General features: G+C 37.5%; 10 protein-coding genes. 6 read left to right on the forward strand and 4 right to left on the reverse strand.

All coding sequences use genetic code 11. The annotated features are described in order from the left end of the window. Positions 1-25: 25 nt before the first annotated feature. Positions 26-841: an SDR family NAD(P)-dependent oxidoreductase gene (locus VIH09_RS06275; protein ID WP_331579002.1), complete on the reverse strand. Its 816-nt coding sequence runs from the start codon at positions 839-841 to the stop codon at positions 26-28. A gap of 184 nt (positions 842-1025) precedes the next feature. After that, positions 1026-1976 carry a PhoH family protein gene (locus VIH09_RS06280; RefSeq protein ID WP_331579004.1) on the reverse strand — a complete coding sequence of 317 codons (951 nt, stop codon included), beginning with the start codon at positions 1974-1976 and terminating at the stop codon, positions 1026-1028. Positions 1977-2172: 196 nt separating this feature from the next. Here VIH09_RS06280 and VIH09_RS06285 point away from each other — a divergent pair, with 196 nt between their 5' ends. The 5 genes from VIH09_RS06285 (at position 2173) to dnaN (ending at position 7088) form a co-directional block, all read left to right on the forward strand. Then, on the forward strand, positions 2173-3003 hold the full coding sequence (locus VIH09_RS06285) for an SAM-dependent chlorinase/fluorinase (protein ID WP_331579006.1): 831 nt from the start codon (positions 2173-2175) through the stop codon (positions 3001-3003). 79 nt (positions 3004-3082) lie between these two features. Then, positions 3083-3379, forward strand: a complete 297-nt coding sequence (locus VIH09_RS06290) for an antibiotic biosynthesis monooxygenase family protein (RefSeq protein WP_331579008.1) — start codon at positions 3083-3085, stop codon at positions 3377-3379. 70 nt (positions 3380-3449) lie between these two features. Beyond that, positions 3450-4175: a gliding motility-associated ABC transporter permease subunit GldF gene (gene gldF, locus VIH09_RS06295; protein WP_331579010.1), complete on the forward strand. Its 726-nt coding sequence runs from the start codon at positions 3450-3452 to the stop codon at positions 4173-4175. Beyond that, entirely contained in the window at positions 4175-5860 is a 1686-nt protein-coding gene (gldG, locus tag VIH09_RS06300; protein WP_331579012.1) for a gliding motility-associated ABC transporter substrate-binding protein GldG, read from the forward strand. Before gldF ends, gldG begins: the two co-directional genes overlap by 1 nt. 109 nt (positions 5861-5969) lie before the next feature. After that, positions 5970-7088, forward strand: a complete 1119-nt coding sequence (dnaN, locus tag VIH09_RS06305) for a DNA polymerase III subunit beta (RefSeq protein WP_331579014.1) — start codon at positions 5970-5972, stop codon at positions 7086-7088. 170 nt (positions 7089-7258) lie between these two features. On the opposite strand, the gene VIH09_RS06310 is transcribed toward dnaN, so the two are convergent. Both VIH09_RS06310 and VIH09_RS06315 read right to left on the reverse strand, forming a co-directional pair. Beyond that, positions 7259-9031 carry a MutS-related protein gene (locus tag VIH09_RS06310; RefSeq protein WP_331579016.1) on the reverse strand — a complete coding sequence of 591 codons (1773 nt, stop codon included), beginning with the start codon at positions 9029-9031 and terminating at the stop codon, positions 7259-7261. Positions 9032-9125: 94 nt separating this feature from the next. Further along, positions 9126-9959, reverse strand: a complete 834-nt coding sequence (locus VIH09_RS06315) for a universal stress protein (RefSeq protein ID WP_331579018.1) — start codon at positions 9957-9959, stop codon at positions 9126-9128. Between the two features lie 170 nt (positions 9960-10129). Between VIH09_RS06315 and mnmE the strand changes: the two genes are divergently transcribed. Beyond that, the coding region (mnmE, locus tag VIH09_RS06320; protein ID WP_331579020.1) for a tRNA uridine-5-carboxymethylaminomethyl(34) synthesis GTPase MnmE at positions 10130-11523 on the forward strand (1394 nt) is incomplete at its 3' end.

Here is an 11523-nt window from a genome sequence, read left to right on the forward strand (position 1 = left end):
AAATCAGATGCACATTTAATGAACCCTATTTCAAAACCGATTGTCTAATCAACCTTCCAAATAAACGATATCCCATTTTTGACCTAAGGATACTAAGACTGTTGGCATCAAAACCGATGGTATATCTCTTGAAGTTTTTGGGCGGGTTTTCAGCGATTTTCAGTAATTCCCGAATGATAAGTGGCTTTAAATCTGTGTTTTTCGCGGTCTTATTTTTTAATATCAAACTTATTTTGTCCATTAAAACATTGTAAGAGACTAGCGAAGAATGCTCTGATTTAACGACGTTTTTTTGAAAATTGGAGGGCGTATTCCCGAATTGCATGGTTGAAACACTGATATTAAAATCGATCAATTCATAAGCCATACATTCCGAAAAACTTTCAACGGCATGTTTAGTCGCGTGGTAAAAGCTCCCTAACGGTAAATTCACCAATCCCGCAATCGAAGAAATATTTATGAAGTGCCCTCTTTTTTGTGCCCTGAATACTGGGATGAATGCGCGGCATACTTTCACCACACCAAGCCAATTGATATCCACAATGTTGTTGATCTCATCGTCTTCCGCCAATTCTACAAAACTTCTGTATCCCACTCCTGCATTGTTAATGACAACATCTATGGTTTTGAAATCTTCCACTATTTTTTTCTTGGCAGTTGCAATGCTTTCTGTTGAAGTTACATCCAGCACATAACAACTAATGTTCTTTATCCCTTGCAATTCTTTGCCATGTTCCAAACAAAGCATGGTCGCAATAACATTCCAACCGTTCTCGGCAAAATGCAAAGCGATTTCTTTCCCAATTCCACCCGAAGCTCCTGTTATGATTACGTTCTTCACTATATATAGTTTTTTGCTAATATAATTTTTTTAACGGCAAACAGTCCTTAAAATTGGTTAATTCATTAATAAAAACGGCCCCATCTGGGGCCGTACATCATATTACACTATAAAACAGTAAGTTAAATTTATTCATTTTAACAATAACGTTTAATTTTTATTGCCATAAAAACAGCCTAGCTGACTAATCTGGGTTCTCGGTATACTTGTAGGCATCGATAACTTTTTTGACTAATCGGTGGCGCACTATATCTTTATCGTCAAGGTATATAATACCAATCCCCTCGATGTCTTTCAAAATCAACAACGCTTCTTTTAGTCCTGATATGGTCCTTCTTGGTAAATCAATTTGTCCTGGATCACCGGTAACCATGAATTTAGCGCTTTTCCCCATACGGGTCAGGAACATTTTCATTTGCGAATGAGTTGTATTTTGGGCTTCATCCAAAATTACAAATGCATTATCCAACGTCCTTCCGCGCATGAAAGCCAGCGGCGCAATTTGGATGATCCCTTTCAGAATATAATCTTCTAATTTCTCATTGGGTAACATGTCCCGTAAAGCGTCATAAAGGGGTTGCATATAGGGATCCAGTTTTTCTTTCATATCACCCGGAAGAAAACCTAGATTTTCCCCAGCTTCAACCGCAGGACGTGTAAGAATAATACGTTTGACCTGTTTTTCTTTCAGCGCTTTGACGGCCATTGCAACGCCCGTATAGGTCTTTCCCGTTCCAGCCGGACCGACGGCAAAAACCATGTCGTTCTTATTTATTGAATCAACCAACAGTTGTTGGTTCGGGGTCATGGCCTTAATTATTTTGCCACCCACTCCATGCACAAGAATTTTATCGTTGACGAGGGTTCTTCTATCGTCTTGACTGTCGCCTAAAATGACACGTTCTATAACATTATTGTCTATTGTATTATAGCGCGTAAAATGAAGCATTAATCTTTGGAAACGTTTTTCGAACTCGTCCAGAATTTCTTTTTCACCAAAAGCTTTTAATGTAGTTCCTCTAGCAACAATCTTAAGTTTTGGATAATATTTTTTAATTGTTTCAAGATGAGTGTCTTGAGCGCCCCAAAATTCTTTTGGAGCGATGTCTATGAGCTCGATTATTCTTTCGTTCAAATGTTGTAGTTTTATATAAAATTAATCAATAAACACATCTAATCCATTTGGCTTGTAAACCACAATATTATTTGTCTTACTTATTTGGAATTTGTTTTTTGTTTTTTGCTTTTTTGAATTTACTATTATTAGATTTGCATTTCTCAAATTTAATGAAAATTAGTTTTAGATTGCACCAATAATTATAAAAAAATTTATGTCAATAATTACCCTTACGACCGATTACGGCTTGAAAGACCACTTTGTTGGTGCGTTGAAAGGGAAAATTTTATCTGAATATTCTGAAGCTTCCATTATCGACATTTCGCATCATATTGACCCATTCAACACTGTTGAAGCAAGTTACATTATCGGCGCGGCCTATTCTAGTTTTCCAAAAGGAACGGTCCACCTTATCGGAGTCGATATGGAATTGAACAAGGAGAACCAGCATATCGTCATGCAGTGGAATGATTCCTATTTTATTGCCGCCGACAATGGCATTTTAAGCATGCTTTCGCAAAAAATTGTTCCGCAAAAGTTAGTTGCGATAAACATTCATGATCGTCTGCAAAGTGACGCAACCGGTATGGACGTTTTTGTAAAAGTGGCCTGTCATATCGCCAAGGGCGGTTTGTTGAACGTTATTGGCAGGGAAATAAATAACATTAAGCAGGTATTTGAATTGAAAGCGGGAAGCTCAATTGACAATAATATGCTCAAAGGGCATGTCATTTATATAGACCATTTCGGGAATGTGGTTACCAATATCACCAAAAAACAATTCTTAGAGATTGCCAAGGGCCGTCCGTACGAGATTCTTATGAAAACCAAAAACATCAAGACCATTTTGCCCAATTATTCCGCAATAGCCAGTTCCGAAAAATATCCAATCAAGAATTATGAAGGGGAAAAATTGGCAATCTTCAACGAAGCCGGTTTCCTCGAAATTGCCATTTTCAGAAGTAACCCTTCAAAGGTTGGTTCTGCAAATAGCCTGTTGGGCTTGAATTATCAAGATGTGGTTTCCATTCAATTTAAGAATTAAGATTTTGAAGAATAAACAAAAAATTGCCTTGTGAACTTTGGCGAAAAACCTTGTGAGCTTCGCCGTTAAAAAATAAAAAATGTTTGTACGAATAGTAAAAATGAGTTTTCACGAAGAAAATATTCCTGCTTTCCTGGAAAATTTCGAATCGGTAAAGGAAAAAATCCGAAGCGCCCCAGGAAATCGTTTTTTAGAATTATACCAAGACAAAAGCAATAAAAGTATCTTTTTTACATACAGTTATTGGGAGACTGAAGATGATTTGGAAAATTACAGAAAATCGGAACTCTTTACCGCCGTTTGGTCATTCACCAAAAAACTGTTTAACGATAAGCCCGAAGCCTGGAGCGTCGACAAATTAGTGAGTTTAGAATAAAATCTTAGTTTAAGGTTTAAAGTCCATAGGATTTAAAAACGTTAAACATTTCAAACATTAAACAAAAAATATGAAAGCCATTTTATTACGCGAAATCAAATCGTTTTTTGGTTCTCCAATAGGTTATTTGGTCATTGCGCTGTTTCTTATCCTCAACGGATTGTTTCTTTGGGTTTTTCAAGGGGACTACAACATTCTGAATACTGGATTTTCTGACATGACGCCATTTTTTACCTTATCGCCTTGGATTCTGATTTTCTTGATTCCTGCGGTAACCATGCGCAGTTTTTCAGACGAGAAAAAACAAGGCACCCTAGAATTGTTGCTAACAAAACCTTTGAGCATCTGGCAAATCGTAAATGGGAAATTCCTTGGAGCGTTGTTGTTAATCGTCATGGCAATCATACCAACTTTCATCTATGTCGTGGTGATTTCGAGACTAGGTATGCCAGAAGGAAATATTGATATGGGGAGCACAATTGGTTCTTATTTCGGACTATTATTCCTGATTGCAGCCTATTCCGCAATTGGAATATTCGCTTCTACCTTATCTGACAATCAGATTGTGGCGTTTATTGTTTCCGTTTTCGTGTGCTTCTTTTTTTATTTTGGATTCGACGGTTTGGCCTCAATTGCACCGTCCTACTCTACCATGATTGCGGCATTCGGAATGCAAGATCATTTTAAAAGCATGGGGCGCGGCGTGATCGATACTAGAGACATCCTTTATTTTGCCAGCCTGACGGTTTTGTTTTTATCGCTTACCGTTTACAAACTTAAATCTTTGAAATTATAATGGTACCCATAAAGAAAAGTAACTTAAAAAACTTGGTCCTAATTATTGGCGTTTTATTGATTGCCAATGGAATTGGAAATATGTTTTTCCACCGTTTCGATTTGACTTCAGATAAAAGATATACGCTTTCAGAGACTTCTTTAAACATCGTAAAGCAGATCAAAGAACCGCTGTCGATAAAAATATACATGCAGGGTGAATTGCCCGCTGAATTCAAGCGATTGCAGCAGGAAACGCAGCAATTGCTTGAAGAATTCCAGGCTTACAATAAAAACATCGTTTTTACATTTGTGAATCCGTTGGAGAATGAAGATTCAAACATGGACAACATCAAGGAGTTGTACCGAAAAGGGCTAACGCCCGTAAATATAACTGTGGATGACAAAGGAAAGCAATCGCAAGCCATGGTTTTCCCTTGGGCCATTGCAACTTATCACAACAAAGAAGTCAACATCCCTTTGCTTAAAAATAAAATGGGCGCCTCGACGACCGAAAAAATGATTGGTTCAGTCCAAAACCTGGAGTATTCAATCGCCGATGCTTTAAACAAAATCACCAAAAACAAGCAAAAAAAGATAGCAGTAATCAAAGGAAATGGGGAGCTGCAGGATGTTTTTATGGCCAAATTCCTTTTGCAAATAAGGGAAAGTTATCATATTGGTCCATTTACCCTGGATTCGGTAGCTAAAAGCCCAATAGGCACTTTAGAAGCCTTAGAGAAATATGATTTGGCCATTATAGCCAAACCCACGGAAACATTCTCGGATTCCGAAAAACAAGTTTTAGACCAATTCATAATCAACGGCGGGAAGACATTATGGCTAATAGATCAAGTTTCAGCAGAAATGGACAGCCTCTACAATCCTTCGGGCTCGACCTTGGCATACCCGCGAGATTTGAACTTAAACGACATGTTTTTCAAGTACGGTTTCCGTATTAATCCCGATATCGTCAAGGACGAGCAAGGAAGTCCGATAAAATTAGCCACAGGAGAACAAGGTAGCGCAACACAATATCAGGAATTCAACTGGAAATTTGCCCCTTTGGTTTATCCCGAAAGTAAGCATCCAATAGTAAAAAATCTTGGTGGCATTAAATTCGATTTTGCCAACCCTATTGACACTTTAAAAAATGGAATTAAGAAAAGCGTTCTTTTAAAAACATCTCGCTATTCGAAAAAAATAGGCACGCCTGTAGAAGTTAATTTGGATATCGTAGCAGAAGAAACCAGCCCGAATCACTATATCAATACCGGAAATATCCCGCTCGCCATTTTACTTGAAGGTTCCTTCCATTCTGTCTTCGAAAACCGGGTACTGTCTTTTGACCAAAAGACTTTTGCGACAAGCGGAAAGGCCAGTAAAATGATTGTGGTCTCCGATGGAGATTTGACTAAAAACCAGTTGGACAAAAATTATCAGCCTGTAGAATTAGGTTATGATCAAAGGTCAGGGAATTTGTATGACAACAAGGATTTTCTACTGAATTGCGTCAATTATTTACTGGATGATACCGGACTTATTAACATTCGAAGCAAGGACCTTGATCTGCCCTTACTGGATAAAGAAAAGGTTTACGAAAACTACAGCCTGATTCAAGTCATAACTATCGGGCTTCCAATTCTAATATTAACACTTTTTGGTCTGCTTTTTACCTACCTCCGAAAAAGAAAATACAGTAAGTAGATGTTAATAAAAAAGTTTCAATACTAGGATAGTTTACGATATATTTGTAAAATGTATTGTGTTTTAAAATTAAACTAAAATAGATACCTCAAAAAATAAAATAAAACAGATGAAATTTATAGTATCGAGTTCGTACTTATTAAAACAATTACAAGTTTTAGGTAATGTTATCAACAGCAGCAATACTTTGCCAATTTTGGACAACTTCCTATTTGAATTAAACAATAATGAATTAACGGTTTCTGCATCCGATTTAGAGACAACAATGTCTGCAAGTCTGGCTATTGATTCCACAAGTCAAGGAAGCGTTGCCGTTCCTGCAAAATTGCTTTTGGAAATATTGAAAACTTTCCCTGAGCAACCGTTAACTTTTACGGTTGAGGAGAACAGTACAATTGAAATCAGTTCTAATTCAGGAAAATATGCTTTGGCTTATGCCCCCGGTGACGAGTTCCCCAAAGCGGTTAACTTAGACGAGCCATCTGTGACTTTAGTTCCTGCCGATGTTTTGGCAACTGCCATAAGCAAAACAATTTTTGCCGCGGGTAACGATGATTTACGTCCGGTGATGTCAGGCGTGTTTTTTCAGTTCTCTCCAGAGGGATTAACATTTGTGGCAACTGATGCACATAAATTGGTAAAATATGCCCGTACCGACGTTACGGCATCTCAGGTTGCTGATTTTATTATGCCAAAGAAACCTTTGAACATTTTAAAGAACATACTTTCTGCTTCAGATGCAGAGGTGAAAATCGAATATAACGATTCGAACGCTACCTTCTCATTTGACAACTATATTTTAATGTGTCGTTTAATTGACGGGAAATATCCAAATTACGAAGCGGTTATTCCAAAAGAGAATCCAAATAAATTGATGATAGACCGTTCTCAATTCTTGAGCTCTGTACGTCGTGTGGCTATCTTTTCAAATAAGACGACCCACCAAATTCGTTTGAAAATTGCTGGAGCTGAATTGAACGTTTCCGCAGAGGATATTGATTACTCCAATAAAGCGGAAGAAAGATTGACATGCGATTATCAAGGTGACGATATGCAAATAGGATATAACTCGCGTTTCCTTACTGAAATGTTAACCAACCTTCAGTCAGATATGATTATGCTTGAAATGTCCTTACCAAATAGAGCCGGAATCCTTACTCCTGTTGACGGACTGGAAGATGGTGAAACGGTAACGATGTTGGTAATGCCGGTTATGCTGAACAGTTAACATTAAATTATGATTTTGTTATATTTGATTTTTGATATTCGAATATAAATCATTATCATTGTACTTCAATACGCTATTAACCAAACCATTTTTATATTTAAAAGAACCGCAATTTCATCTAGAAATTGCGGTTCTTTTGCTTTTGCTCCATTTCGTTTAACTTGGTACTCCTAAATAACCCCCATTTTTTTCATCAGGAAAGTGGCGCTTTTGTTTTTGCAAATACCGTCGCGAAGCTTATAATCAAAATCCAATTCATTATTTAGGATTTCCACCTCAAAGCATTTATTAGTCAGAATATCTGGATATTCATTTGTTGTCAAGCACACTTCTATATCGTGCGTCGCTATGGCTCCTATGGCATTTTTCGCAATCACCTTTTTCACCACTTCAATGGTACCGTTCCTTTTGTCATCTGAATTTGTCCCTCTCAATATTTCGTCCAACAAGACAAAGGCAGGATTCTTCTCCAGTTCGTCCATAATTTGTTTCAGGCGCTTTATCTCCGCAAAGAAATACGATTCACTGTCAGATAAGGAATCAGATAGTCGCATGGATACCAATATGGGCAAAGGGTGCACGTTAGCCGAGCTGGCACACACGGCAGATCCCATTCCCGCCAAAACCATATTGACACCCAAACTTCTCAAAAAAGTACTTTTGCCGGACATATTCGAACCCGTCAGTATCATAAATGACTGCGGATGAAAACTGACCTCATTGTTGACTCTAGTATGCGCGTTTAATAATGGATGGCCTAGATCTGAAAAGTCAATCTTGAAATCGGAATTTAACGTTGGATAAGCAAACTCCTGATTATTATAAGAAAAATTCGCTAAGCTATTTAACATTTCAAATTCACCGATAACCGCTAACCACTCTTCCAATACTGCAGCATGTTCTTCTTTCCAATCCAACAAACGTTTTAAAACATGAAGGTTAAAAAGGAATGTTCCATTGAATAGTGAAGCCGCTACAAGGTTAGCTACCGTATCCATATTAGAAAACAATCCTGATAATTTTTTAAGATGGTGACTAGCTTTCTCTTTTTTGAATTTCAGCTTTTGTTGTAAACCAAGCAATTTTCTCGATTGGAATGTTTCATCTTCAATTTTTTTAAGGAGCAAACCGTATTGGCTTATGATTTCATCTATGTTTTCGGCATTGGCTATTTCTATTTGGATGCGCTGATAAAATTTGCCGAAAATGATCAAATTGATAACAAAGAAATAGGATAGATAAGTTAGGAAAGCTGAATTTTTTGTGACGAAGTAGACCACTAATGTCCCAAAAAATAAAACTGGAGTAACGTAGGATGCTATAATTGCCCATTTTGGCAACCGTGCACTTGAAAATTTGCTCCATTTCAATAATGCTTCATAACTGGATTCGGTGTCATTAGTGATTTTGGCCAAAGCCAATAATTCCTGGCGCCAATCCAACTTTTGTGTCAGCTCTTTTACGGCTTCTTGGTTATCCAAAATCTCTTGAGAATGGGACAAAACAAGCAATTGCTTTGCCAACTTTTTCTTGCCGATAAAAGTGGCCGTTCTATTCAAATTTTGAAATAAGGAATGTTCTCCAAAGATGTCCAAATCATAAGCGTACGGATGGTGAAAATCATTGAACTCGCCTCCGTCTTCAAACGGAATTGTTTTTCTATCCAAATAGGAAATCTCGTCTTCGTTTACTTTTACCAATGCTTCTTTTATCTTCCTTTTAAAAAGTAGTTTGGAATGGATTCGCATTAAAAATACAAATCCCATAAAAAGGGAAACTGCGAGAATGAGAAAGATCATTTCGTTATCTTTCAGGTAAAAATAAAGGGAAACCAGAAAAAGAATTATGCTGATCAGCCTAAAGAAACTGACACTGTTGTATTTTTTATTGACGTTGTTTAACTCTTCCGAATGACTTTTGCTTTTGGCACTGTATATTTCCATGTCCTCATTTAATGAAATACAAAGATAGCGCTACCCAAATAAATAAGCTATAAGAATGGCTTTATAATACTTCGAAAAAAGCTAAAAAATAAAATTATTCTATGGGAATGGCCAATATAGGTACATCGAAATTATTGGCGAATTTCTTGGTTAAACTAGGGTGGAATAACCCCTCAAAAAAGCTTCTTTTATAGGTCAGCATAGTCAAAATATCAATTTCCTGATATAAAATAAAGTCTAAAATGGTTTCTTTGACTTCGTCACTGCTAATCACAAAAAATTCGATTGGTTCCTCTTCGAAATCTTTCTCCCATTTTTTAACTATTTCCTTGGTAACGTCAGATTTATCGGTTTTTACATAAAGACATTTGATGTCTGCACCGGCCAGTTTTGCTATTTCCAACACTTTTTTCAAGGCTTTTTTATCTTTAGACCTGAATCTTGTGGTAAAACCAATCGTTTTTATTTTTTTGAATTTCGCTTCCATCGGAACACACAAAAGGGGCACTCTAACATCTGAGAGAACTGCACCCGTGTTGGTCCCGGAAAAAAAGGCAGACCATCCCGAAGCCCCTTCCGTTCCCATTACAACATAATCTATTTTGTCCTCTTTGATTGCCTTTTCAATATTATAAGTCAAACTACCATCCATAAGTCGGTGCGTCATTTTTATATTGCCCAAATTATGTTCCTCCGCAATGGACCTAAGTTTGGGAATTTCGTCCTTAAACATATCGAATTGAGATAGCTCGACAGATTCATAAATGACCATATAATTTTCCGGGAAAAACTGGTTGTCGAATACGGGCAATTCGAACGTGTGCAACAAGATGATTTCTCCTTGAACTATTTTTGCAAATTCTAATGCATGAACAAATGCGTTAGTGGCCACTTCGGAAAAATCGGTTGGGAATAATATTCGTTTCATCTTATAAAGGTTTTTACGTGATACATCTATCAAATATAGACATAAAGTTACACCATTAATATGATAATTATCAGATATTTACGGTTTTTTTACTCTCCAAAAACACATCCGTCATAAAAAAATAGATACTTCTTAAGATTTACTACCTTTGAGCCTTAGAATAAAAAAATATGTTATACAACGATTCCATAGTAGCATTGGCCACGCCTTCAGGAGCGGGAGCCATAGCAGTAATCCGAATTTCCGGAAATGAAGCAATTGCTATTGGCAACAGTGTTTTTAAGTCTATTAAAAACAAAAATTTACTCCAGCAAAAAACGCACACTTTACATCTGGGTCATATTGTAGATGAGGCTAAGACGCTGGATGAAGTTTTGGTTTCCATTTTCAAGGGGCCGAATTCCTATACGGGCGAAAACACCATCGAAATATCTTGTCACGGTTCTACCTACATACAGCAACAAATAATCCAATTATTACTTCGCAAAGGATGTCGAATGGCCAATCCGGGTGAATTTACCCTTAGGGCTTTCCTGAACGGCAAACTCGATTTGTCGCAGGCGGAAGCGGTAGCTGATTTGATTTCTTCCGATAATGAGGCTTCGCACCAAATTGCCATGCAACAAATGCGTGGCGGATTCTCCAATGAGATAGCCAAATTGCGTGAAGAGTTATTAAATTTCGCCTCACTTATTGAACTGGAACTGGACTTTGCTGAGGAAGATGTTGAATTTGCCGATCGCAGCCAATTTCATGAGTTATTGAACCGAATCGAGTTTGTCCTCAAACGACTTATAGATTCCTTCGCTGTAGGAAACGTGATCAAAAACGGTATTCCTGTCGCTATTGTGGGTGAACCCAATGTGGGGAAATCGACCTTGTTGAATGCATTATTGAACGAAGAACGCGCCATCGTTTCGGAAATCGCAGGAACGACACGCGACACGATCGAGGACGAATTGGTCATCGGAGGCATTGGGTTTCGATTTATCGATACGGCGGGAATCCGTGAAACTAAAGATGTTATTGAAAGCATTGGAATTAAGAAAACTTTCGAAAAAATCGAACAGGCTCAAGTAGTTTTGTATTTGTTTGATCGCCTAAAGTTTAAGCTTCAAACTTCGGAATACATCATCGAAATTGAAAAAATCAAAAACCAATTTCCCTTAAAACCTTTGGTTGTAGTAATCAACAAATTGGATTTGCTTTCGGAAAAAGAAATCGCAACCATTCGTAAAGAACTTGAAGCCTTAAACCTTAAGCTAATTTTTTTAAGTGCCAAAGAAAACATCGGGGTCGAAGACTTGAAGGACCAACTGCTTTCTTTTGTAAATACCGGAGCCCTTCGAAACAACGAAACAATAGTTACTAACACAAGGCATTACGATTCTTTACTGAAAGCTTTAGACGAGATCCAGAAAGTCAAATACGGCCTGGAAACGAATCTCTCCAGCGACCTGATGGCCATCGATATCAAGGAGGCTTTATACCATTTCGGCACGATTACAGGGCAGGTCACGAACGACGAATTGCTGGGTAACATATTTGCCAATTTCTGCATCGG

Source organism: Flavobacterium sp. (assembly GCF_036515215.1).
Lineage (GTDB): Bacteria > Bacteroidota > Bacteroidia > Flavobacteriales > Flavobacteriaceae > Flavobacterium.

Bases quoted from the DNA above. Each gene is read 5' to 3' on its own strand.
- VIH09_RS06310 (WP_331579016.1), bottom strand. From the start codon at position 9,031: ATGGAAATATACAGTGCCAAAAGCAAAAGTCATTCGGAAGAGTTAAAC.
- gldF (WP_331579010.1), top strand. From the start codon at position 3,450: ATGAAAGCCATTTTATTACGCGAAATCAAATCGTTTTTTGGTTCTCCA.
- VIH09_RS06315 (WP_331579018.1), bottom strand. From the start codon at position 9,959: ATGAAACGAATATTATTCCCAACCGATTTTTCCGAAGTGGCCACTAAC.
- gldG (WP_331579012.1), top strand. From the start codon at position 4,175: ATGGTACCCATAAAGAAAAGTAACTTAAAAAACTTGGTCCTAATTATT.
- VIH09_RS06290 (WP_331579008.1), top strand. From the start codon at position 3,083: ATGTTTGTACGAATAGTAAAAATGAGTTTTCACGAAGAAAATATTCCT.
- dnaN (WP_331579014.1), top strand. From the start codon at position 5,970: ATGAAATTTATAGTATCGAGTTCGTACTTATTAAAACAATTACAAGTT.
- VIH09_RS06285 (WP_331579006.1), top strand. From the start codon at position 2,173: ATGTCAATAATTACCCTTACGACCGATTACGGCTTGAAAGACCACTTT.